Annotated in this window: 24 protein-coding genes; 17 read left to right on the plus strand and 7 right to left on the minus strand. The window is 68.4% G+C overall.

The genetic code is table 11. The features are described from left to right. Positions 1 to 52 precede the first annotated feature (52 nt). The 14 genes from AVJ23_RS17585 to rpmE all read left to right on the plus strand — a co-directional run bounded on the left by AVJ23_RS17585 (position 53) and on the right by rpmE (position 8,257). Positions 53 to 589: a GNAT family N-acetyltransferase gene (locus AVJ23_RS17585; RefSeq protein WP_058863526.1), complete on the plus strand. Its 537-nt coding sequence runs from the start codon at positions 53 to 55 to the stop codon at positions 587 to 589. After that, positions 586 to 1,155, plus strand: coding sequence for a GNAT family N-acetyltransferase (locus AVJ23_RS17590; RefSeq protein ID WP_240484706.1), 570 nt, complete (start codon positions 586 to 588; stop codon positions 1,153 to 1,155). The genes AVJ23_RS17585 and AVJ23_RS17590 overlap by 4 nt, the downstream gene beginning before the upstream one ends. Beyond that, positions 1,152 to 1,661, plus strand: coding sequence for a GNAT family N-acetyltransferase (locus tag AVJ23_RS17595; protein WP_058863528.1), 510 nt, complete (start codon positions 1,152 to 1,154; stop codon positions 1,659 to 1,661). The genes AVJ23_RS17590 and AVJ23_RS17595 overlap by 4 nt, the downstream gene beginning before the upstream one ends. Beyond that, the gene (locus tag AVJ23_RS17600) at positions 1,658 to 2,242 is read left to right on the plus strand and encodes a GNAT family N-acetyltransferase (protein WP_058863529.1); all 585 of its coding nucleotides are present in this window, start codon (positions 1,658 to 1,660) and stop codon (positions 2,240 to 2,242) included. The genes AVJ23_RS17595 and AVJ23_RS17600 overlap by 4 nt, the downstream gene beginning before the upstream one ends. Beyond that, a complete protein-coding gene (locus tag AVJ23_RS17605) occupies positions 2,242 to 2,844 on the plus strand; it encodes a GNAT family N-acetyltransferase (RefSeq protein ID WP_058863530.1) in 603 nt (200 codons plus the stop codon). Before AVJ23_RS17600 ends, AVJ23_RS17605 begins: the two co-directional genes overlap by 1 nt. Continuing rightward, a complete protein-coding gene (locus AVJ23_RS17610; RefSeq protein ID WP_058863531.1) occupies positions 2,837 to 3,349 on the plus strand; it encodes a GNAT family N-acetyltransferase in 513 nt (170 codons plus the stop codon). The genes AVJ23_RS17605 and AVJ23_RS17610 overlap by 8 nt, the downstream gene beginning before the upstream one ends. Then, complete coding sequence (locus tag AVJ23_RS17615; RefSeq protein ID WP_058863532.1) at positions 3,346 to 3,642, plus strand: chorismate mutase; 297 nt, start codon at positions 3,346 to 3,348, stop codon at positions 3,640 to 3,642. The genes AVJ23_RS17610 and AVJ23_RS17615 overlap by 4 nt, the downstream gene beginning before the upstream one ends. A 201-nt stretch (positions 3,643 to 3,843) precedes the next feature. Then, complete coding sequence (gene rpsP, locus AVJ23_RS17620; protein WP_058863533.1) at positions 3,844 to 4,206, plus strand: 30S ribosomal protein S16; 363 nt, start codon at positions 3,844 to 3,846, stop codon at positions 4,204 to 4,206. 149 nt (positions 4,207 to 4,355) lie between these two features. Continuing rightward, positions 4,356 to 4,862, plus strand: a complete 507-nt coding sequence (gene rimM, locus AVJ23_RS17625) for a ribosome maturation factor RimM (RefSeq protein WP_058863534.1) — start codon at positions 4,356 to 4,358, stop codon at positions 4,860 to 4,862. A 223-nt stretch (positions 4,863 to 5,085) separates the two neighbouring features. Next, on the plus strand, positions 5,086 to 6,180 hold the full coding sequence (locus AVJ23_RS17630) for a hypothetical protein (protein WP_058863535.1): 1,095 nt from the start codon (positions 5,086 to 5,088) through the stop codon (positions 6,178 to 6,180). 32 nt (positions 6,181 to 6,212) lie between these two features. Further along, positions 6,213 to 7,016 (plus strand): tRNA (guanosine(37)-N1)-methyltransferase TrmD, encoded by an 804-nt coding sequence (gene trmD / locus AVJ23_RS17635; RefSeq protein ID WP_058863536.1) that lies wholly within the window; start codon positions 6,213 to 6,215, stop codon positions 7,014 to 7,016. Between the two features lie 54 nt (positions 7,017 to 7,070). Beyond that, on the plus strand, positions 7,071 to 7,409 hold the full coding sequence (locus AVJ23_RS17640) for a hypothetical protein (protein ID WP_058863537.1): 339 nt from the start codon (positions 7,071 to 7,073) through the stop codon (positions 7,407 to 7,409). Positions 7,410 to 7,631: 222 nt separating this feature from the next. Further along, complete coding sequence (gene rplS, locus AVJ23_RS17645; protein ID WP_058863538.1) at positions 7,632 to 8,039, plus strand: 50S ribosomal protein L19; 408 nt, start codon at positions 7,632 to 7,634, stop codon at positions 8,037 to 8,039. Beyond that, complete coding sequence (gene rpmE / locus AVJ23_RS17650) at positions 8,036 to 8,257, plus strand: 50S ribosomal protein L31 (RefSeq protein ID WP_058863539.1); 222 nt, start codon at positions 8,036 to 8,038, stop codon at positions 8,255 to 8,257. Before rplS ends, rpmE begins: the two co-directional genes overlap by 4 nt. A gap of 73 nt (positions 8,258 to 8,330) precedes the next feature. Here rpmE and AVJ23_RS17655 read toward each other — a convergent pair whose 3' ends face one another. Next, the gene (locus AVJ23_RS17655; RefSeq protein WP_058863540.1) at positions 8,331 to 9,644 is read right to left on the minus strand and encodes a sensor histidine kinase; all 1,314 of its coding nucleotides are present in this window, start codon (positions 9,642 to 9,644) and stop codon (positions 8,331 to 8,333) included. Between the two features lie 195 nt (positions 9,645 to 9,839). Beyond that, a complete protein-coding gene (locus tag AVJ23_RS17660; RefSeq protein ID WP_058863541.1) occupies positions 9,840 to 10,658 on the minus strand; it encodes a peptidoglycan recognition protein family protein in 819 nt (272 codons plus the stop codon). A gap of 182 nt (positions 10,659 to 10,840) precedes the next feature. Between AVJ23_RS17660 and AVJ23_RS17665 the strand changes: the two genes are divergently transcribed. Continuing rightward, on the plus strand, positions 10,841 to 12,514 hold the full coding sequence (locus AVJ23_RS17665; protein WP_058863542.1) for a bifunctional protein tyrosine phosphatase family protein/NAD(P)/FAD-dependent oxidoreductase: 1,674 nt from the start codon (positions 10,841 to 10,843) through the stop codon (positions 12,512 to 12,514). A 139-nt stretch (positions 12,515 to 12,653) separates the two neighbouring features. Beyond that, positions 12,654 to 14,405 (plus strand): SulP family inorganic anion transporter, encoded by a 1,752-nt coding sequence (locus tag AVJ23_RS17670; RefSeq protein ID WP_058863543.1) that lies wholly within the window; start codon positions 12,654 to 12,656, stop codon positions 14,403 to 14,405. On the opposite strand, the gene AVJ23_RS17675 is transcribed toward AVJ23_RS17670, so the two are convergent. From AVJ23_RS17675 to AVJ23_RS17690, 4 genes are all read right to left on the minus strand, one after another. Continuing rightward, positions 14,400 to 15,122, minus strand: coding sequence for a metallophosphoesterase family protein (locus tag AVJ23_RS17675; RefSeq protein WP_058863544.1), 723 nt, complete (start codon positions 15,120 to 15,122; stop codon positions 14,400 to 14,402). The genes AVJ23_RS17670 and AVJ23_RS17675 overlap by 6 nt on opposite strands. A gap of 62 nt (positions 15,123 to 15,184) precedes the next feature. Further along, a complete protein-coding gene (locus AVJ23_RS17680; protein WP_058863545.1) occupies positions 15,185 to 16,207 on the minus strand; it encodes a PLAT/LH2 domain-containing protein in 1,023 nt (340 codons plus the stop codon). Between the two features lie 185 nt (positions 16,208 to 16,392). After that, positions 16,393 to 17,991, minus strand: a complete 1,599-nt coding sequence (serA, locus tag AVJ23_RS17685; RefSeq protein ID WP_058863546.1) for a phosphoglycerate dehydrogenase — start codon at positions 17,989 to 17,991, stop codon at positions 16,393 to 16,395. Between the two features lie 104 nt (positions 17,992 to 18,095). Continuing rightward, complete coding sequence (locus AVJ23_RS17690) at positions 18,096 to 19,250, minus strand: phosphoserine transaminase (RefSeq protein ID WP_058863547.1); 1,155 nt, start codon at positions 19,248 to 19,250, stop codon at positions 18,096 to 18,098. A gap of 250 nt (positions 19,251 to 19,500) precedes the next feature. On the opposite strand from AVJ23_RS17690, the gene AVJ23_RS17695 reads away from it, so the two are divergent. Next, complete coding sequence (locus AVJ23_RS17695; protein WP_058863548.1) at positions 19,501 to 19,842, plus strand: DUF2794 domain-containing protein; 342 nt, start codon at positions 19,501 to 19,503, stop codon at positions 19,840 to 19,842. Between the two features lie 140 nt (positions 19,843 to 19,982). On the opposite strand, the gene speB is transcribed toward AVJ23_RS17695, so the two are convergent. Further along, positions 19,983 to 20,936, minus strand: coding sequence for an agmatinase (gene speB, locus AVJ23_RS17700; RefSeq protein WP_058863549.1), 954 nt, complete (start codon positions 20,934 to 20,936; stop codon positions 19,983 to 19,985). Positions 20,937 to 20,991 lie beyond the last annotated feature (55 nt).

The raw sequence follows: 20,991 nt of genomic DNA on the forward strand, positions 1-20,991 counted from the left end.
CCGAAAATACTCATGCTGCCAGAAAGGCCCGCGCACCGCTTGCCCTGACACGATGCCCGCACCGATCCTGCATACCCCGCGCCTCACGCTGCGCCCCCATCTCCGCTCGGACATGGACACGTTCTGGACCTTTTTCCAGGGCGACCGGGCGGGGTATGTCTCGGCCCCCGCGACCCGCAGCCAGCTCTGGTACGGCTTCGCCTCCGAGGTCGGCAGCTGGGACCTGATGGGCCATGGCGGCTGGGGCGTCGATCTGAAGGACGGCACCTTCATCGGACAGGTCGCCATCGGCCAGCCGCCGCATTTCCCCGAGCTCGAGATCGGCTGGATAGTCTTCGACGGGCACGAGGGGCAGGGCTACGCGCAGGAGGCGGCCACCGCGGCGCTGCACTGGGCCTGGGGCGCGCTGCCGATCGACACGCTGGTCAGCTACATCCATCCCGGGAACACGCGCTCCATCGCGCTGGCCGAACGGCTGGGCGCGCAGCACGACCCCGACGCCCCCCGGCCTGACGGCGAAACCCCGGCCGAGACGCTGGTCTACCGCCACCGGCCCGATGCCGATGGCAGCCCGGAGGCCTATGCATGAGCCGATCGCCTGACAACCCCCTGATGGCCGGGGCCGACAGCCTGACCCGGGCGCCGCGGCTCGAGACCGAGCGGCTGATCCTGCGCGGCCCCGAACGCCGCGACGCCGCGCCGGTGATCGACTTCCTGATGGATGCCGAGCGCGCCGAGGGGTTCGGCCACATTCCCGAACGTGGCGAGGCCTGGCGCTGGTTCGCGCTGCTGGTCGGGCACTGGCACATCCACGGCTTCGGCTATTTCGTGGTCGAGGACCGCGCCAGCGGCGCCGCCGCCGGGATCTCGGGCATCTGGTTCCCCGAGACATGGCCCGAGCCCGAGCTGGGCTGGGTGGTGTTCGACGGGTTCGAGGGGCGCGGCATCGCCTTCGAGGCCGCATCCCGCGCCCGGCTCTGGGCCTATGCAGATCTCGGGCTGACCACGCTGACCTCGAACATCGTGCCCGGCAACGCACGGTCCAAGCGCCTGGCCGAGCGGCTGGGCGCCCGCTATGAGCGCACCTACCTGAACACCAACATGGGCGAGGACGAGCTGTGGCGTCACCCCGGCCCGGCCGAGGTGCTGGCATGATCCCCGATGTCACGCTCACCACCGACCGGCTGATCCTGCGCCCCCCGCAGGAGGATGATTTCGACGCGGTCGCGGCCTATGTCGCCTCGCCCCGCGCGCGTTTCACCGGCGGGACCAGCGACGACCAGTTCCACGCCTGGCGCGGCTTCCTGGGCGTGATGGGGCATTGGTGCCTGCGCGGCTACGGCATGTTCACCGTCTGCCGGCCCGATGGCACGCGGCTGGGCCGGGTCGGCATCATCAACCACATCATGTGGGACGAGCCCGAGCTGGGCTGGCAGCTCTTCGACGGCTACGAGGGGTTCGGCTATGCCACCGAGGCCGCCATCGCCGCGCGCGACTGGGCGGCGGCGGCGCATGGGCTTGGGCCGCTGATCTCCTATATCCATGCCGAGAACACGCGCTCGCGCCGGGTGGCCGAGCGGATGGGCGCGCGATACGAGCGCGACACCGTGCTTCTGGGCCACGAGGCGCAGGTCTGGCGCCACGAGGAGGGCCAGGGATGAGCACACCCGCCATCGCCCCCGTGGAACGCCACCGTCCGGGCCCCGCCGCCCGGACCGCCGCGCGGCTGGGTGGCCGCGTGCCGGTGCTCGACACCCGCCGGCTGCAGCTGCGCGGCCCGCGGATCTACGATTTCGCCGCCTTCGCCGAGATCATGACCACGGACCGGGCGATCTTCATGGGCGGGCCCTTCACCCGGGCCGAGGCCTGGGGCGAGTTCACGCAGTATACCGCGCAATGGATGCTGCACGGCCACGGGCTGTGGACGATCGATGCGCAGACCGCACCCTCGGCGGGCTTCGTGACGCTGGGCTTCGAATATGACGACCCCGAGCCCGAGCTGGGCATCTTCCTGACCGCAGCGGCCGAGGGGCAGGGCTATGCCGAGGAGGCGCTGCGCGCCGTGCGCGCCCATGCCTTCGAAGCGCTCGACTGGGACAACGTCGCCTCTTTCGTGGCGGAGGACAATGACCGCTGCATCCGCCTGATGGAGCGCCTCGGCGCCACGCGCGACAGCGCCGCCGAGGCCGCGCTGGACGCGCCCGGGACCCTCGTTTTCCGGCACGTGAAGGAGACCGCCTGATGGGCCATCGCGACATTCCCGTCCTGCAGACCCGGCGGCTGGTCCTGCGCGCCCCCGCCCCCGCGGATTACCCGGATTTCAAGGCGACCTTCGCCTCCTACCGGTCGCGCTTCATGGGCGGTCCGCTCAACGCCTACGAGACATGGATGCTCTATGCCGCCGAGATCGGCCATTGGGAGATCCGCGGCTTCGGCATGTGGATGGTGCATCTGAAGGACACCGAAGAGACCGTCGGCATGGCCGGCGGCTGGTTCCCGGCCAAGTGGCCCGAGCGCGAGATCGCCTGGATCATCTGGCCCGACCGCGCCGGCAAGGGCTATGCGCTTGAGGCCACCGACCGCGTGCGGCGTTTCTTCTATGAAGAGCAGGGCTGGGACGGGGCGGTCAGCTATATCGACCCCAAGAACCTCGACTCGATCCGCCTCGCCGAGCGGCTGGGCTGCACCAAGGATCACGCGGCGCCCTCGATCGACGGCACGGATGCGGTCTATCGCCATCCCGCGCCGGCCGACCTGCAGGGCCAGCTGGGCCATGGCATCGCAATGGAGATCGCGCATTACCAGGATCCGCTGTTCAAGCCGAAAGGCTTCGCCATTGACTGAGATCCCCGTCATCACCACCGCGCGGCTGCGGCTGCGGGCGCTGTGCGAGACCGATTTCCCGGCCTACGCGGCGTTCTATGCCTCGGACCGGGCCGGTTTTGTCGGCGGGCCGTTGGGGCCCAAGGGCACGTGGAAGCGATTTGCCGCCGTGGCCGGTCACTGGGCGCTGAAGGGCTTCGGCTGGTGGACCGTCGAGGTCGACGGCCGCCCCGCCGGCTATGCCGGGCTGCACCACCCGCCCTACCAGGCCGACATGGAGCTGGGCTGGACGATCTACGCGCCCTTCTCGGGCCGCGGGCTGGCGCTCGAGGCCGCCCGCGCCGCGCTGCACTGGGGCTGGGCGAACCTGAATCCGCGCCGGCTGGTCAGCTATGTCGACGCGCAGAACGCGCCCTCGATCCGGCTGGCCGAGCGCCTTGGCGCCACGCCCGAGCCGGGCCGCGCGGCGCATGACCCGCTCAGCCTGACTTTTGTACACCCGCGCCCTTCCGGAGAGACGACATGACAGATGACACCGCGCGCGCCGCAGAGCTTCTGAAGGAGCATCGCGACAGCATCGACCGGCTGGACGCGATCCTGGTCTACACGCTGGCCGAACGCTTCAAGCACACCCAAGCCGTGGGCGTGCTGAAGGCCGCGCATGACCTGCCGCCCTCGGATCCCGCGCGCGAGGACCGCCAGATCGAGCGGCTCAAGCGGCTGTCGCTGGATGCCGATCTCGACCCCGAATTCGCCAAGCGCTTTCTCACCTTCATCATCGAGGAGGTGATCCGCCATCACCGGCAGCACAAGGCATGAGCGCCGCTGCCCGCCCCCTTCACCGCACGCGCCGGCCCGCCGCCGGCACCGTGCCCCGACTGCAACGGCGGAGACCGGCCCGGCGGCCGGGATCGCCGTCGTTCTGACCGGCCGGCTCCCCCCGGCCTTTTCCCCGGCGGAAGCGACCGGCGGCAGACCCGCCCCCTTCCGTCCCGACGCCATCACAAGGAGACACCAGACATGGCTATCAAGATCCGACTCGCCCGCGGCGGCTCGAAAAAGCGCCCCTTCTACCGCATCGTGGCGGCCGACAGCCGCATGCCGCGCGACGGCCGCTTCATCGAGAAGCTGGGCACCTACAACCCGCTCCTGCCCAAGGACAGCGAAGAGCGCGTCAAGATGGACATGGAGCGCGTGCAGTACTGGATGGACCAGGGCGCGCAGCCGACCGACCGCATCTCGCGCTTCCTCGAGGCGGCCGGCGTTCTGAACAAGAAGGAACGCGCCAACATGAAGAAGGCCGAGCCGGGCAAGAAGGCCAAGGAGCGCGCCGAGGAGAAAGCCGCCAAGGCGGCCGCAGCCGAAGGGGCCGACGCCGAGTAAGCGTGCCCCTTTCCCCCGGCGCCAGGCCCACCCTGGCGTCGGGGTTTTTTCTGCGCGCCGCGCCACGGGATGCATTCCCGATCCCCGCGTGGCGTGGAATACTGGTCCCTGCAGGACCACCCGGGCGACCCCGACCACAGGAGGGCACGATGGAGGAGACAATCTGCGTCGGCGCCGTGGCAGGCGCGTTCGGCGTCCATGGCGAGGTGCGGCTGAAGAGCTTTACCTCGGACCCCGGGGCGATCGCCGATTACGCCCCGCTGTCGACCGAGGACGGCGCCCGCCAGTTCGAGGTCGAGATCTCGCGCGAGATCAAGAACGGTTTTGCCGCCCGCCTGTCGGGCGTCGAGACCAAGGAAGAGGCCGACGCGCTGCGTGGCGTGCGGCTCTATGCGCCGCGCAACCGCCTGCCGGGCCTGCCGGATGACGAGTTCTACCATGCCGACTTGATCGGGCTCAGCGTGCTGGACACCGGCGGCAAGACGCTGGGCGAGGTCAAGGCCGTGTTCAACCACGGCGCGACCGACCTGCTGGAGCTGCGCATCGCCGGGCAGAGCCGGACCGTGCTGCTGCCCTTCACCCGCGACATCGTGCCGACCGTCGACCTGGAAGCCGGCCGGCTGGTCGCCGATCCCCCAGAGGGGCTGCTGGACTGAGTCGCCTGACGCAACGACAGCGCCATCGGCGTTTCCCCTGACGAAACGGTCTTGCTAGACTGCCGAACATTGGCCGAATGCGCGCCACGGTGTTCTCTTACGGTCCCGATTTGAACCGCTAAATCGCCACAATCTTTATCCATTTTTAGCCTCATTCGAATGAACCTCGGGGGGGTGAGTCGTGGACGGCATGGTGTATCGCGTGTTGCTAACAGGGTTGGCGTTGAGCCCGGCCCTGGCTGTCTCCGTGCTGCCCGCCTCGGTTGCCGGGCTGGCACTGGGCGGGCTGGGCGCGCTCTATGCGTTGGTGACCTCGATCCGGGTCAGCCGCGCGCGTGGCGGGCCGTCGCGCCGCACGCTGCTGCGGCGCAAGCTGCCGCGCCACGCGCTTGACGGCTTGCCCACGGTCGAGCAGATGCGCGCCGAGCTGACCCTCGCCGTGACCGAGCCGGTCCTGCCCGAGGATGCGGTCTTTCCGACGCGGCCCGAACGCGCGGTCGGCCAGGCCCTGTCCGGCGTGCTGGCCCGCTGCGCCAAGCCCGACCCTGAGGCGCTCGACGAGGTTTCGGTGCGCGAACTCTACCTGTTCCGACAGGTGCTCACCGCCGAACCGGGCGAGGCAGGCCGGCTGGCCCAGCTGTTCCGACGGCCGGAACTGGTGCTGGACGTGCGGCAGGAGATCGAGGCCATCGCCGCGACCCGCGAGGTCTTTGACCGCAAACACGATGCCTATCTCGCCACGCAGGCGCTGTGGCAACAACAGATGCGCGGCGCGGAGCCCGGATCGCTGCCCGCGGCGCTGCGCGCGCTCTCTGCCCCCGATCCCGATTTGTGGCATTACGTGGTCGGACAGGGCGACCTGACCGATCCCGACCAGCGCGCCGCAATCACATGGTGCCTGCAGGAGGAAAGCTGCGACCGCGCGACGGTGGCGCTCTACTTCTACCGCGTGGCGCGGGACGGCGTGCTGGACCGCGCGCTCCGGCAACGCGACATGGAAACCATCCGCTTGGTCGAGGCGGTGATCCGGCGCTGGAACGATCGCTGCCGCCGCCGACAGGAGATCGCCCTGCCCGCCGCGCGCGGCGAGGCCGCCCTGTCCGAGGCGCTGACCCGCGTGGCCGAGGCCACCGGGCGCAAGCGGGTGGCCGACCCCCATGGCGCCTTCCTTGGCTTCGACGGGCGGCCGGCGCGCCCGCGCGAGTTCTGGAACCTGACCACCGGCCGGCTGACCGCCGCCCCGCGCCTGACCGATTTCGTCGACCTGCCCGTGCCGGCCGAGGCCGGGCCGCTTGCCGCGCCGCGCCGGGACGACTAGGAGGGGGCCTGAACCGCAACGGGCCCCCGCGCATGTCAGACCAGACCCCCAAATCGCACGGACGCAAGACGATCCGCCCCTCGCTGCAGCCGCGCAGCCTGATGGACCCGGCGCCAGAGCTGGCGCGGGCCTGGCGCGCGCAGGTCATCACCCTCTTCCCCGAGGCCTTCCCCGGCATCCTGGGCCTGTCCCTGACCGGCAAGGCGTTGAAGGACGGGCTGTGGCAGTTGCAGACGGTCGGGCTGCGCGAGTTCGGCATCGGCAAGCACCGCAATGTCGATGACACGCCCGCCGGAGGTGGCGCGGGCATGGTGCTGCGCGCCGACGTGATGGGCGCCGCCATCGAGCAGGCCCGGCGCACCATGCCGCCTGCCGCGCCGCTGATCTACCTGTCGCCGCGCGGCACGCCGTTTTCCCAGCCCATGGCGCGCGACCTTGCCCGCGCGCCCGGCGCCACGCTGATCTGCGGCCGTTTCGAAGGGCTCGACCAGCGGGTGCTGGACCATTTCCGGGTGCGCGAGGTCTCGCTCGGGGATTTCGTGCTGACCGGGGGCGAGCTGGCCGCGCAGGCGATGCTGGACGCCACGATCCGGCTCTTGCCCGGGGTGCTGGGCAATGCCAGCTCGGCCGAGGAGGAGAGCTTTGCCGAGGGGCTGCTGGAGCATCCGCAATACACCCGACCGGCCGAATGGAATGGCCACGCGATCCCCGATGTGCTGCTGTCGGGCAATCACGGCGCGATCGCGAAATGGCGCCGCGCGCAGTCCGAGGCGCTGACCGAGGCGCGCCGCCCCGATCTTTGGGCCGCGCATCGCGACCGCACCGACAAGGGCTAGGCAGGACGCGCCGGCCCGCGCATACTGCGGCCAGACCCCGCGAGGAGCGCCCAGATGCCAGCCCGTCCCCATCTTGCCGCCATCGCGGCCTGCCTGCTTGCCACGCCCACGGCCGCGCTGGAGATTACGCATGAATACCGCATTCCGGGGGATGCGCTGCGCAGTGTCGAGCTGGTGCCGCACGCGAACGAAGATCCCGGCCTGCTGCGCCTGATGCTGCGGGCCGATGGCGTGGACCGCCTGCTGGAGATCGAGAGCGACGGGCCACTCGCCGAATGCCTGACGATCCTGCAGAACATTCAGGGCCAGCCGGACCGCGTCGCGGTGCTGAGCGTGAACATGACCGCGCTGACCCTGAACGGGGTGCTGCTGGAGCGATGCGGCACGCGCTGAGCCGCGCCTTCGGGCTTGCCTGCGCGGCGCCCCGGCTGTACACAGCGCCATCTCAAGGCTTCGGGGCGACTCGGAGCCTTGTGATATGTGGAGGCCGCCGGACCGCCGGGGGCATCCCGCAACAAAGAACAGCTGGCGTATCTGCCGGGCGGCGCAAGCCGCGGGCAGCTCTGGCCTGACATCTCCGCGGGCAAACCGCGATGGCAAATAGGAGTAGGTCACATGGACCTGATCGCAGAACTCGAGGCGGAACAGATCGCCTCGCTCGGGAAGGACATTCCCGATTTCAAGGCCGGCGACACCGTGCGCGTCGGCTACAAGGTGACCGAGGGCACCCGCACCCGTGTGCAGAACTACGAAGGTGTCTGCATCAGCCGCAAGAACGGCGCGGGCATTGCCGGCAGCTTCACGGTCCGCAAGATTTCCTTCGGTGAAGGCGTGGAACGTGTCTTCCCGCTCTACTCGACCAATATCGAGAGCATCACCGTCGTGCGCCGGGGCCGCGTGCGCCGCGCCAAGCTGTACTACCTGCGTTCGCGCCGCGGCAAGTCGGCCCGTATCGCCGAGGACACCACCTACAAGCCGCTCAAGGGTGACGGCAAGAAACCGGTTCAGGGAAGCGCGACATGAAAAAGGGCATCCATCCCGAATATCACCTCGTCACCGTCAAGATGACCGACGGGACCGAGTTCCAGACCCGCACCACCTGGGGCAAGGAAGGCGACACGCTGACGCTGGACATCGACCCCACCGTGCACCCGGCCTGGACCGGCGGCTCGTCGCGCCTGATGGACCAGGGCGGCCGCGTGTCGAAGTTCAAGAAGAAATACGAAGGCCTCGGCTTCTGAGCCACGCGCCTGTGACGGATTTCAGAACGCCGCCCCTTGTCGGGCGGCGTTTCGCGTTTCGGGGTCTGGGCTGTCAACCGGCCGCGCCGCCGCCCTCGTCCTCCGGCAGCAACAGGCGCACCGCGGTGCCGTCGGGGCCTGTCCGGATGGTCACGCCCCCGGCGCAGGCCCGCGCGAAGCCGATCACCATGGGCAGGCCCAGCCCGGTGCCGTGGCCCGGGGGCTTGGTCGTGAAGAAGGGCTCGATCACCTTCTGCAGCAGCGGCTCGGGGATGCCGCGCCCGGTATCGCGGATCTCGATCCCGACATAGCGCCCCGGTGCAAGCGTGGCGCCGTCCCAGAGCGCTTGCGGCGCGGCCAGCGTCTCGGCCCGGACCTGTACCGTGATCTGCCCGCCGCCCGGCATCGCGTCGGCCGCGTTGCCCAGCAGGTTGATCAGCGCGGCCACCAGTTGCCCCCGGTCGACGCGCACATGCTGCGGCGCCTGCGGCAGGTCGAGCGTGCAGGTGACCGTGTCCTCCAGCAGGCAATCGGCTAGCGGCACCGCCTCGCGCACCGCCTCGCCGATATCGACCCGGCTGGGATGGACCGGCGCCCGGCGGGCGTAGATCAGCAATTGCCGCACAACACGCTCGGCGCGTTTGGCAGCGGCATGGGCGGCGTCCAGCGCCTCGTCCCGCTCGTGATCGGTCTCGACCACCCGGCTCAGTTCAAGGTGGCCGATGATTGCGGCAAGGTAGTTGTTGAAATCATGTGCCACGCCGCCGGCCAGCCGACCGATCGCCGCCATCTTCTGCTGCTGCGCGGCCTGCTCGGCTGCCTCTTCGGCACGCAGCCGCGAGGCGCGCGCGCTCAGGATCGCCTGCGCCACGTAGATCACCGCGGCCGTGCCCACGATCAACGCGCCCACGATGGCCAGCGACCCGTCCGAGACCTTGATTCGCGCCTGCGCGATCCAGGCGATGGCGGCCGCGATGCAGGCGATCTCGCCCCCGACCATCCAGGCCAGCGTATCCGCCCGACGCACGAGGAAGGCCATGACCGCGGCCAGCAGCACGCTGCCGGCAAAGGCCAGCGCGATGTCGGATTCGGTGGCCAGATGCACCGGCATCCACAGGAAGCTTGCCAGCACCACGAGGAAGAGCGCCCCCGCGATGGTCACATGCCGCCCGGTGACGATCAGCCGCTCGCGCGAGAGGTAGAGGTAGAGCGCCGCCTGCGCCACGAGGTAGATCCCCGACCACAGCAGGGCCGCCACCCAGCCCGTGTAGCCATAGAGCAGGAGCCCGCCGCCGCCCACGCCCAGGAGACGAAACCAGACCTCGCGCCGGTCGCCATACTCCACCTCGTAGAGCCGGCTCATTTCCTTGTCGCGCTGGATCAGCATGCCGTGCCCCTTGCGGCCACAAAGCGCGTTGCGTGATCATTAACCATTTCGAACGAGACACTTGTTACTGCAAAGCCGCGGTCGTTGCGGACCGGTGGGCGTCCCCTGATTTATATGTCAACTTCGCTGCCCGAGAAACTGTTCTCGCTTTGCGGCGCCGGGCTGGCGGGCGTTCACCGATAGCGTGTGAGGGCCTCAGTCGCAGGCCAGGGCGGGGTCGTGCAGCATCTGCTGCAGCACCGCATCGCCGGGCGCGTGGCTGGCCAGCATGGCGCCATGTGCCGCGACCAGCCGTTCGAAGGCCGCCGCACTCGGCGCATCCCAGGTGCCGGACAGGGCTGGTGTCCCGCAGCCGCGCGCTACCAGCTCGGCCTGCAGAGAGCGGGTCGTCACGCGGCGCAGCAGGCTGTCGATCTCGTCCATGATATGAGTGCCGGGGCAGCTGGTCTGCGCGTGGTGCAGGTGCGGCAGGATATTGGCCGTGGGCACGCGATAGGCGCGCTGCGCCTCGGACATGACCCGCACGTAAGAGGCGCGCGCCGCCTCGGTCAGATGCTGGTGGTTGAAATCGCCCAGCGCCACGACGGCGAAATGCCCGTCGAAATCCGCGCGCCGGGACGAACCGCGCAGGGTGGATCTCGTGGCCGGCTTGTAGCGCACGGGCCGACCCTTGGCGATCTGACCGGCCGGGTCCACGGCGTAGTGATAGGCGATCATGCCCAGCCCGGCATTGTGCGCGTGGTCATGGTGGATGTTGCGGACACGCTGCGCGATGCTCTGGCGTGCCCGCGCGGCGCTGGCCCGGGCGAAGAGATCGGCATCGGTGCCGGCAAAGCCTTCGTGGTGGAAGGTGATATGCGTGATGCGGGCGTGGCGATAGGTGTCCAGCGTGGCCTGCTCGATCCCGGACAGGGCGGGCACGATCTCGCCCTCGATGCTCAGCGGCGCCGGCTCGGCCGACAGGGTGGTGGCGCCGGCCAGCAGCAACAGGCAAAGACGGATCAGGGCGGGCATGTCGGGCTCCGGTCGCGCTGTGGGATCACCCCAGCCTAGCATGGACACGGCCCCGCCGCGCAGGGTTTCCCGCCCGCCGGCGGAGCGGCGCCGGGCCTGCGACCCTCTGGCCCATATCACATTCTTATTCATGAATGCATAAAGGCACCAAGACACGAGTCCCGCTGCCGGAGGAGCGCATCTTGGAATTCCGCAAAATCACCGACGACATCACCGTCTCGCCGCAGATCACGGCGGGCGACATCCCCGCCATCGCCGAGGCGGGCTTCCGCGCGATCATCTGCAACCGGCCCGATGGCGAGGGGGTGGACCAGCCCGGCTTCGACGAGATCGCAGAGGCCGCCCGCGCCGCGGGGCTGGAGACCCGCTACCTGCCGGTGGACAGCGGCAAGGTCACGGACGCGGCGGCCGCCGATTTCGGGCAGGCGATGCGTGCCCTGCCCGGCCCGGTGCTGGCCTATTGCCGCACGGGCACCCGGTCGGCCACCCTGTGGTCGCTGTCGCGCGCGGCCGATCTTGCCCCGGCCGAGATCCTCGAGAAGACGAAAGGCGCGGGCTATGACATGGCCGGCGTGGTGCGGCGCATCGTGAATGGCGGCAAGACCCCGACCGATACCGGCGATGCGCGATTCGACATCGTCATCGTGGGCGGCGGCGCGGCGGGCATCGCGGTGGCCTCGAGCTTGCGCGCGCGCCTGCCCAATGCGCAGATCGCCATCCTCGACCCTGCCGACATCCACTACTACCAGCCCGGCTGGACCATGGTCGGCGGCGGTGTGTTCGAGGCGCAGAGCACCGCGCGCACCATGGCCAGCCTGATCCCGCGCGGCGTGCACTGGATCAAGTCCGCCGTCGCCGCCTTCGAGCCGCAGAACAATGCCGTGGTGCTGGATGGCTGCCGGGTGGTGAAATACGACCGGCTGGTGGTCTGCCCGGGGCTCAAGCTAGACTGGCACAAGGTCGACGGGCTGGTCGAGACGCTGGGCAAGAACGGCGTGACCTCGAATTACCGCTTCGACCTGGCGCCCTACACGTGGGAGCTGGTCCGCGGGCTCAAGGAGGGCCGCGCGGTCTTCACCCAGCCGCCCATGCCGATCAAATGCGCCGGCGCGCCACAGAAGGCGCTCTACCTGTCGGGCGATCACTGGTTCCGCAACGGCGTGCTGGGGCATGTGGACATCCAGTTCATGAACGCCGGCGGCGTGCTGTTCGGCGTCAAGGACTACGTGCCGGCGCTGGACTCCTACATGCAGAAATACGGCGCCTCGCTGAACTTCTTCCACAATCTCGTGGCGGTGGACGGGCCGGCGCGCAAGGCGACCTTCAAGGTTGCGCGCCCCGACGAGACGCCGCAGGAGGTCACGGTGGAGTTCGACATGCTCCATGTCTGCCCGCCCCAGACCGCGCCAGATTTCGTGCGTGTCTCGCCCCTGGCCGACGCGGCGGGCTGGGTCGATGTCGACCAGAACACGCTACGCCACAAGACCTACGAGAATGTCTGGAGCCTGGGTGACGTGATGAACGCGCCAAATGCCAAGACCGCCGCGGCGGCGCGGATGCAGGCCCCCGTCGTGGCCGAGAACATCGCCGCGGATTTCGCCGGCGGATCGCCGCGGGCCTCGTATAACGGCTATGGCTCCTGCCCGCTGACCGTCGAGAAGGGCAAGATCGTGCTGGCCGAGTTCGGCTATGGCGGGGCGCTGCTGCCCTCTTTCCCGAAATGGCTGATCGACGGGACCAAGCCCACCCGCGCGGCCTGGCTGCTGAAGGAGCAGATCCTGCCGCCGGTCTACTGGAAGGCCATGCTGCGCGGCAAGGAATGGCTGGCCAAGCCCGAGACCGTGTCCGCCAAGTAGGCCCCCCGGGCCCCGGCACTGACCGGGGCCCGACAGGATCGCCGCACCCCCTTTCAAATTCCATTAGTGGAATATATATGTCGCTCGACACAGACGATTCCGGTGCGCCAAGCTGCCCGGACCCGAGCAAGGACCAGCCATGACGCCTCCCCGCCTGACGGCCCGCCATTTCACGCGCTACCTGCCGATCCTCGACTGGGGGCGACGCTACGACCGCGAGAGTGCAACCTCGGACATCGTGGCGGCGGTGATCGTGACGATCATGCTGATCCCGCAATCGCTGGCCTACGCGCTGCTGGCCGGACTGCCGGCCGAGATGGGGCTTTATGCCTCGATCCTGCCGCTGGTGGCCTACACGATCTTCGGCACTTCGCGCGCACTGGCCGTGGGCCCGGTGGCGGTGGTGTCGCTGATGACCGCGGCCGCGATCGGCAACCTCGGCCTGAGCGACCCGGTGCAGATCGCGCTGGCCGCGGGCACGCTGGCCTTCCTCTCGGGCGCGATCCTGCTGGTGATGGGGGTGCTGCGGCTGGGCTTTCTGGCGAATTTCCTCAGCCACCCGGTGATCGCGGGCTTCATCACCGCCTCGGGCGTGCTGATCGCGACCTCGCAGCTCAAGCATATCCTCGGCGTCGAGGCGCATGGCCACAACCTGGTGGGGCTGGTCGGGTCACTGGTGGCGCATCAGGGCGAGACCAACCTCTACACGCTGGTGATCGGCGTCAGCGCCACCGCCTTCCTGTTCTGGGTCCGCAAGGGGTTGAAGCCGCTCCTGATCAATGCAGGGCTCAAGCCGCGGCTGGCCGATATCGCCGCCAAGGCCGGCCCGGTCGCCGCCGTCGCCGTGACCATCCTGGTCACCTGGGCCTTCGGACTGAACGCGCGCGGAGTCGCCATCGTGGGCGAGGTGCCCACCGGCCTGCCGCCCCTGACCCTGCCCAGCCTGTCGCCGGCGCTGTGGAACCAGCTGTTCCTTTCGGCGCTGCTGATCTCGATCATCGGCTTCGTGGAATCCGTCTCGGTCGCGCAGACACTGGCCGCCAAGAAGCGCCAGCGCATCGTTCCCGACCAGGAGCTGATCGGTCTGGGCGCCTCGAACGTGGCCGCCGCGGTGTCGGGCGGCTACCCGGTGACCGGCGGCTTTGCCCGCTCGGTGGTGAATTTCGACGCCGGCGCCGAGACGCCCGCGGCCGGTGCCTTCACCGCCGTGGGCATCCTGCTGGCCGCGCTGCTGCTGACGCCGCTGCTCTACTTCCTGCCCAAGGCCACGCTGGCGGCCACGATCATCGTCGCGGTGCTGAGCCTTGTCGATTTCTCGATCCTGAAGAAGAGCTGGACCTATTCGCGGGTGGATTTCACCGCCGTGGCCGCGACGATCCTGCTGACGCTGGGCTTCGGCGTCGAGACGGGGGTCAGCGCGGGCGTCATCATCTCGATCGGGCTGCACCTCTACAAGACCTCGCGCCCCCACGTGGCCGAGGTGGGGCTGGTGCCCGGCACCCAGCATTTCCGCAACATTCTGCGCCACAAGGTCGAGACGCGGCCCGACATCGTCACCCTGCGCGTCGATGAGAGCCTCTATTTCGCCAATGCGCGGTTCCTGGAGGATTACGTGCTGAACCGGGTCGCCTGCGAACAGCCGCTGAAGCATGTGGTGCTGATGTTCCCCGCGGTGAACGAGGTCGACATGAGCGCGCTGGAGACGCTGGAAGAACTGAACCGGCGGCTGGGCGACATGGAGATCTCGCTGCACCTCTCCGAGGTCAAGGGCCCGGTGATGGACCGGCTGAAACGGTCGCATTTCCTGGACGAGCTGACCGGCGAGGTCTTCCTGGCGCAGTATGACGCGTGGAAGAAGCTGACGGGCACGCCGGTGCGTGCCGCGTCATAGCGGCTGGCGGCCGGTCTCGGTCAGCTGCGCGATCCGGCCGCCCTCGAACACCGCCACGGAAAGCGGGCGGCCATAGCCCGCGCCGGTGTCGAGGTTCAGCCGGTTGGACCGCAGGTCCGGCCCCTCGACCGGCGTATGGCCATGCACGACGAAATGGCCGAAATCGCGGCCGTCCGACAGGAACTCGTCGCGGATCCACAGCAGGTCGTCCTCCTGCTGCCATTTCAGCGGCAGGCCCGGGCGAATGCCGGCATGCACGAAGAGAAAATCCCCCTGCTCGTGGTAGAGCGCGAGGTCTTTCAGGAAGGCCCGGTGGCTGTCCGGCACGGCACGCTCCACCGCCTGCAGCAGCGCCTCGGGCTCCATCGTGGCCGCCCCCGGCACCCCGTAAGAGGCCAGCGTCTCCTCGCCGCCAAGGTTGGGCGTGACCCAGGACTTGCCCGACTTGATCCGGTCGTCATGCCGTTCACCGCTGTCGAGGAACCGCTCGAACATGCGGTCATGGTTGCCCTTGACGAAGACCCAGTCGCGCCCCGCATCGCGGCCGCGCAGAAACGTGTCGATGACGCCGCGGCTGTCGGGCCCGCGATCCACGTAATCGCCCAGAAAGACGGTGCGGGCCCCGGCCCCGCCATCCGCCTCGATCCGCGCCAGCGCCCCGTCGAGCATGGCCTTCTGTCCGTGGATGTCGCCGATGGCGTAGATGCGCTCTGTCATGCCGGCCGCTTAGCACGGCCGGCGCCCGGCGGCCAGATGACCTTGGGATCGCAGGGCCCGGGTCAGGGCAACATGATGCGACAGGCGGCAGAGTTTTGCAGGCAAGTCGCGCCCGAGGGGTCGGCGTTCAGGTCGAAACAGCCCGGCCGGCAGCGCGGCCCGGCTGCGGCGGCATTGACCGTGCAGACCGTGGCCGAGGTCTGCATGCGGCTCTCGCCACCGAACCGGCTGGGGATGCCCACCGTCCATTGCCACATGGCGAGGTTGGCGGCCTGCCCGTCGGTCGAGTAGCAATCCTTGGTAAAACTGCGCGCCTCGGTCCGTTGCGAGGTGCGGCTGATCGCGGTGCTTTCCTCGTGGGTCGCTGTGATCTTGAGAGAATTGGTGGCCGACCCGCCGCCCAGGTTGGTTTCCACCTCGAAGCCGCGCTCGATCGCCAGCGACCAGGCGCGTGTCTCGGTGACGCCGCGCGCCGTGGACAGCGACTCGGTCAGGTTGAAGGTCTGCTTGGGCCCGGCATGCTGGTCGACGAGGAACCAGTTGCCGCTGACCTTCAGGCTTTCGCCCGCCGGCGGGCGCGACCGCGTGTCGAAAGTCTTTTTCCAGACCGAGCCGAGCGACGGCGTGTCACCGAAACAGACCCGCTTGTCCACCGCCGGGTCCCAGAACTGGCTGGTCGAGATCAGTGTGCTGAGATCGCTGGTTACACTGTCGCGCCAGCGCCGAGTGTACATCTGGCGCATGCAGTAATCGTCGCCGCCCGAAAAGCGCAGCTTGGCCATGACGTGGAACCCCACGTCCTGGATCGCCCCCCGCCCGATATTGTCCGGCGCGGCAAAGCAGGTCCACCGCGCGCGTTCGAGATCGTTCACGCCGGGATTGTCGATACGGAATTCGCGGGTTTCCTCGCCGGACACGCCGACCAGCGTGACATAGAGGTCGTCATCTGTGCCGGCGACGTCGAAATCGCTGGTTCGAATGCAGAATTCGGTCAGGACGGCAGCCTGCGCCGAAACACCAAGCGTGGAAACCGCTGCAACCATGAAAGCACGCGCCGCGCGGCGCGGATCTGTCAGCAAGAACATCTTGGCAATCCTTTGGAAATGACGCGGCTCCTTGACCGCTCTACATTCTACGGTCAGGACGCCAATTCAACATAACACAAAGAATCCAGCGAAACGGCTGGCTTGCCGGCCGTTCAACCGTGGCGCGCATCCCGCTCAAGGATGCGCGCCACCTGGTCTGTCAGGTCTCCGGGACCGGCCCCGGATCAGGCCACGTCGAAGGCCAGCGGCTTGATCTGCTGGAACAGGCCGGTGCTTTTCAGATCGTCGATCGCGTTGGCCGGGATCGGCTCATCGACATAGAGCAGCGCGATGGCCTCGCCCTGCGCAGCCTTCCGGCCGAGGGTGAAGTTCGCGATGTTCACGCCGTGCTTGCCCATCGTGTTGCCAAGCGCGCCGATGATGCCGGGCACGTCCTCGTTGGTGGTGTAGACCATGTGGCGGCCGATCTCGGCATCGATGTTGATGCCCTTGATCTGGATGAAGCGCGGCTTGCCATCGCTGAAGACCGTGCCCGCGATCGACCGCTCGCGGCGCGGCGTGACCACGGTGACCTTCACGTAGCCCTCGAAGATGCCGGACTGCGCCTGGTTCGTGGTCGAGATCTGGATGCCGCGATCCTTCGCGATCAGCGGGGCCGAGACCATGTTCACGTCGGGGTTGATCGACTTCATGATGCCGGCGATCAGCGAGCAGTTCAGCGCCTCGAGGTTCATCTCGGCCGCGTAGCCGTCATAGAGGATGTTGATCGCCTCGATCGGCTCGTCGGTCATCTGGCCGATGAAATTGCCCAGGTGATCGGCCAGCTTGATCCAGGGGCCCATGACCTTGGCCTCCTCGGCGGTGACCGAGGGCATGTTCAGCGCGTTCTCGACGGCGCCGGTCAGCAGGTAATCGGCCATCTGCTCGGCCACCTGCAGGGCGACGTTTTCCTGCGCCTCGGTGGTCGCGGCGCCCAGATGCGGGGTGCAGACCACGTTGGGCAGGTTGAAGAGCGGGTTCTCCTTGGCCGGCTCCTCGGCGAAGACGTCGAAGGCCGCGCCGGCCACGTGACCCGATTGCAGCAGGTCGGCCAGCGCCTGTTCGTCCACCAACCCGCCGCGCGCGCAATTGATGATGCGCACGCCCTTCTTGGTCTTCTCCAGCGCCTCGCGCGACAGGATATTGCGCGTCTGGTCGGTCAGCGGCACGTGCAGGGTGATGAAGTCGGCGCGCTTCAGCAGGTCGTCGAGGTTCTCGATCTTCTCGACCTGCATCTTCTCGGCCTTCTCCTCCGACAGGAAGGGGTCATAGGCGATGACCTTCATGCGCAGCCCGCGCGCGCGGTCGCAGACGATGCCGCCGATATTGCCGGCACCGATCACGCCCAGCGTCTTCCCGGTCAGCTCGACCCCCATGAAGCGCGACTTCTCCCACTTGCCGGCATGGGTCGAGGCGCTGGCCTCGGGGATCTGGCGGGCGCAGGCGAACATCATGGCGATGGCATGCTCGGCCGTGGTGATCATGTTGCCGAAGGGGGTGTTCATGACGATCACGCCCTTCTTGGAGGCGGCGTCCTTGTCGATATTGTCGGTGCCGATGCCGGCGCGGCCGATCACCTTGAGGTTGGTCGCGGCCTCTAGGATGGTCGGCGTGACCTTGGTGGCCGAGCGGATGGCAAGGCCGTCATAATGGCCGATCACCTCGGCCAGCTTGTCCTTGTCCTTGCCCAGCTCGGGCATGAAATCCACGTCGATGCCGCGATCGCGAAAGATCTGGACGGCGGTTTCGGAGAGCTTGTCGGAGACGAGTACCTTGGGGGCCATGGTCTGGGATCCTCTGGATATAGGTCGCATGCCGGGTCACGGACCCGCGATGCGAAACACGTTCTGGGAAATGTGCAGGGTGGGCCCGGGGCCCACTCGGGAACTCACGCGGCCGCGGCCTGTGCGTCGATCTCGGCGTGGAACGCCCAGTCGAGCCAGGGCAGCATCGCCTCGATATCCGAGGTCTCGACCGTGCCGCCGCACCAGATGCGCAGCCCGGCCGGTGCGTCGCGATAGGCGCCCACATCCAGCGCCACGCCTTCGGCCTCCAGCCGTTTCTGCACCGACTTGGCAAAGGCCGCCGGGTCGGCGATGCGCGGATCGGTGAATTTCAGGCAGACCGAGGTGTTGGAGCGCGTCGCGGGATCGGTGGCAAGATTGTCGATCCAGTCGCGGCGCTCGCAGAAATCCCAGATCGCCTTCGCATTGGCATCGGCCCGCGCCATCAGGCCGGACAGCCCACCGACCGAACGCGCCCAGTCCAGCGCCACGAGGTAATCCTCGACGGCCAGCATCGACGGCGTGTTGATCGTAGCGCCCTCGAAGATGCCCTCGATCAGCTTGCCACCCTTGGTCAGGCGGAAGATCTTGGGCAGCGGCCATGCGGGGGTGTAGCTTTCCAGACGCTCGACGGCGCGGGGGCCGAGGATCAGCATGCCATGCGCGGCCTCGCCGCCCAGCACCTTCTGCCAGGAGAAGGTGGTCACGTCGAGCTTGTCCCAGGGCAGGTCCTGCGCGAAGGCGGCAGAGGTGGCATCGCAGATGGTCAGCCCGCCACGATCCGCCGGGATCACGTCGCCCGACGGCACGCGCACGCCCGAGGTCGTGCCGTTCCAGGTGAAGACGACGTCGGTGTCATAATCGAGCGCCGCCATGTCGACGATCTCGCCATACTCGGCGGTCCTGACCTCGGCCTCGATCTTCAGCTGCTTGACCACGTCGGTCACCCAGCCTGCGCCGAAGCTTTCCCAGGCCACCATGGTGGCGGGGCGCGCGCCCAGCAGCGACCACATGGCCATCTCGACCGCGCCAGTATCCGAAGCCGGCACGATGCCGATCCGGTACTCGGCCGGGATGCCCAGCAGAGCGCGGGTCTCCTCGATGGCGGCCTTCAGCTTCTCCTTGCCGATCTTGGCGCGGTGCGACCGGCCGAGCGCGGCGTCGGACAGCTTCGACAGCTCGAATGTGGGGATCTTGGCACAGGGGCCGGAGGAAAAACGCGGGTTCGCCGGCCGCGTGACCGGAGCATTGTCAGCCATGTCTGCCTAACCTTCCAGATAGATGCCCTTCGTTGGGGAAGGGTGTCCCGCGGATGGAGGTACTCTGCCCCGCCCCGCCCGGCAAGTCGGAAGCGTGGCCGAAAGCGTCGTTTTCGCGGGGAAGGCGGGGAACGGCGTCGCCGATCGGAAACCTGCAACCGGGCCCGCGCGCCGGTCTCGGGACGGGCGCAGGGCGGCGCAATCGGGCAAAGCGCTTGATCTGTCGCGCTTTTGGCGCAACTCTGAGGGCATGAACAGCTTCACGCCGCTTTCCCAGCCCGGCCCCGCCCAGGACGTCACCGCCTTCCAGCGCAAGGAGCTGAACGTGATCCTCGCGCTCTACGGCCGCATGGTCGCCGCGGGTGAATGGCGCGATTACGGCATCTCCTCGCTGCGGGACGTGGCCATCTTCTCGGTCTTCCGGCGCTCCGCGGAACACCCTCTCTACCGGATCGAGAAGCGCCCGAAGCTGCGCAACCGTCAGGGCGAATACGCGGTGATCGGCATGGACGGGCAGATCCTGAAGCGCGGTCATGACCTGCGCACCGTCCTGCGGGTTCTCGAGCGCAAGCTGATCCGGGCGGTGGAGTAGACGCGACACGGCGCCACGGGCGGAAGGCGTTTGCAAACGCCTTGAAGGGCCTTGCAAGGCCCTTCCGCCCTTTGAGAGGGCCGCGCGAGACTTGGGCGTTTTGTCCGTTTTGGAACGTGTCTCCGTCGAAACGGACGCCCCTAATCCAGCATGGCGCAGAGCAGTTCGAACAGGATCGAGGCGCCCAGAAAGGCCGTGCCGCCCGACGCATCGAAAGGGGGCGAGACCTCGACCAGGTCGGCGCCCACGATGTCGAGGCCGGAGAGCGCGCGGCAGACCTGCAGCGCCTCGAAGCTGTTCGGGCCGCCCACCTCGGGCGTGCCGGTGCCCGGGGCGAATGTCGGGTCCACGAAGTCGATGTCGTAGCTGACATAGGTCGGGCCGGTGCCGACGATCCGGCGCGCCTCCGCCATGACCTCGGCCCAGCCACGCTCCATACATTCCTCGATCGGGATGATGCGGATGCCGGCGCTGGCGGCGAAGTCGCGGTCCTCGGCATCATACATGGTGCCGCGGATGCCGATCTGGACCACGCGTTTCGGATCGAGCAGCCCCTCTTCCACGGCGCGGCGGAAGGGCGTGCCATGCGTGTACATCGTGCCGCCGAAATAGGCGTGGTAGAGATCGGTATGGCTGTCGAAATGCACCATGCCCAGCGGGCGCTCGCGCGCCAGCGCGCGCAGCACTGGCAGTGAGGTGAGGTGATCCCCGCCCGCCGTCAGCGGCCGGATGCCCGCGCCGACCAGCCGCTCGTAGAAGGCGGTGATCCGGTCCATCGAGTCGGGGATATCGGCCGGGTTGGGCCCCACATCGCCGAGATCGGCGCAATTGGCGGTCTCGAAGGGCCGCAGCCCGCTGACCGGGTGCTGCGCCCGGATCATGGTGGAGGCATCGCGCAGCTGGCGTGGCCCGTGGCGCGGGCCCGGTCGGTTGGTCGTGCCCGAATCCCACGGCACGCCCACCAGCCCGATCTGCAACTCGGCGAAGCGCGGATGCTCGGGCGGGATATGCGGCAGGCGCATGAAGGTGGGCACGCCGGCAAAGCGCGGCAGATCGAAGCCCGAGACCGGGTGGAAAAACGGATCGGTGGTCATGTCGGGCCTTTCCTCGAACGGGGGCGCGCTGCGGCACGTGGGGCAGCGAGTATTT

The sequence above is a fragment of the Pseudoponticoccus marisrubri genome, assembly GCF_001482405.1.
Taxonomy (GTDB): domain Bacteria; phylum Pseudomonadota; class Alphaproteobacteria; order Rhodobacterales; family Rhodobacteraceae; genus Pseudoponticoccus; species Pseudoponticoccus marisrubri.

What these genes read in the sequence shown, in the direction of transcription:
- AVJ23_RS17585 (WP_058863526.1), top strand. Translation starts at nt 53, where the DNA reads ATGCCCGCACCGATCCTGCATACCCCGCGCCTCACGCTGCGCCCCCAT.
- AVJ23_RS17590 (WP_240484706.1), top strand. Translation starts at nt 586, where the DNA reads ATGAGCCGATCGCCTGACAACCCCCTGATGGCCGGGGCCGACAGCCTG.
- AVJ23_RS17595 (WP_058863528.1), top strand. Translation starts at nt 1,152, where the DNA reads ATGATCCCCGATGTCACGCTCACCACCGACCGGCTGATCCTGCGCCCC.
- AVJ23_RS17600 (WP_058863529.1), top strand. Translation starts at nt 1,658, where the DNA reads ATGAGCACACCCGCCATCGCCCCCGTGGAACGCCACCGTCCGGGCCCC.
- AVJ23_RS17605 (WP_058863530.1), top strand. Translation starts at nt 2,242, where the DNA reads ATGGGCCATCGCGACATTCCCGTCCTGCAGACCCGGCGGCTGGTCCTG.
- AVJ23_RS17615 (WP_058863532.1), top strand. Translation starts at nt 3,346, where the DNA reads ATGACAGATGACACCGCGCGCGCCGCAGAGCTTCTGAAGGAGCATCGC.
- rpsP (WP_058863533.1), top strand. Translation starts at nt 3,844, where the DNA reads ATGGCTATCAAGATCCGACTCGCCCGCGGCGGCTCGAAAAAGCGCCCC.
- rimM (WP_058863534.1), top strand. Translation starts at nt 4,356, where the DNA reads ATGGAGGAGACAATCTGCGTCGGCGCCGTGGCAGGCGCGTTCGGCGTC.
- trmD (WP_058863536.1), top strand. Translation starts at nt 6,213, where the DNA reads ATGTCAGACCAGACCCCCAAATCGCACGGACGCAAGACGATCCGCCCC.
- AVJ23_RS17640 (WP_058863537.1), top strand. Translation starts at nt 7,071, where the DNA reads ATGCCAGCCCGTCCCCATCTTGCCGCCATCGCGGCCTGCCTGCTTGCC.
- rplS (WP_058863538.1), top strand. Translation starts at nt 7,632, where the DNA reads ATGGACCTGATCGCAGAACTCGAGGCGGAACAGATCGCCTCGCTCGGG.
- rpmE (WP_058863539.1), top strand. Translation starts at nt 8,036, where the DNA reads ATGAAAAAGGGCATCCATCCCGAATATCACCTCGTCACCGTCAAGATG.
- AVJ23_RS17655 (WP_058863540.1), bottom strand. Translation starts at nt 9,644, where the DNA reads ATGCTGATCCAGCGCGACAAGGAAATGAGCCGGCTCTACGAGGTGGAG.
- AVJ23_RS17660 (WP_058863541.1), bottom strand. Translation starts at nt 10,658, where the DNA reads ATGCCCGCCCTGATCCGTCTTTGCCTGTTGCTGCTGGCCGGCGCCACC.
- AVJ23_RS17670 (WP_058863543.1), top strand. Translation starts at nt 12,654, where the DNA reads ATGACGCCTCCCCGCCTGACGGCCCGCCATTTCACGCGCTACCTGCCG.
- AVJ23_RS17675 (WP_058863544.1), bottom strand. Translation starts at nt 15,122, where the DNA reads ATGACAGAGCGCATCTACGCCATCGGCGACATCCACGGACAGAAGGCC.
- AVJ23_RS17680 (WP_058863545.1), bottom strand. Translation starts at nt 16,207, where the DNA reads ATGTTCTTGCTGACAGATCCGCGCCGCGCGGCGCGTGCTTTCATGGTT.
- serA (WP_058863546.1), bottom strand. Translation starts at nt 17,991, where the DNA reads ATGGCCCCCAAGGTACTCGTCTCCGACAAGCTCTCCGAAACCGCCGTC.
- AVJ23_RS17690 (WP_058863547.1), bottom strand. Translation starts at nt 19,250, where the DNA reads ATGGCTGACAATGCTCCGGTCACGCGGCCGGCGAACCCGCGTTTTTCC.
- AVJ23_RS17695 (WP_058863548.1), top strand. Translation starts at nt 19,501, where the DNA reads ATGAACAGCTTCACGCCGCTTTCCCAGCCCGGCCCCGCCCAGGACGTC.
- speB (WP_058863549.1), bottom strand. Translation starts at nt 20,936, where the DNA reads ATGACCACCGATCCGTTTTTCCACCCGGTCTCGGGCTTCGATCTGCCG.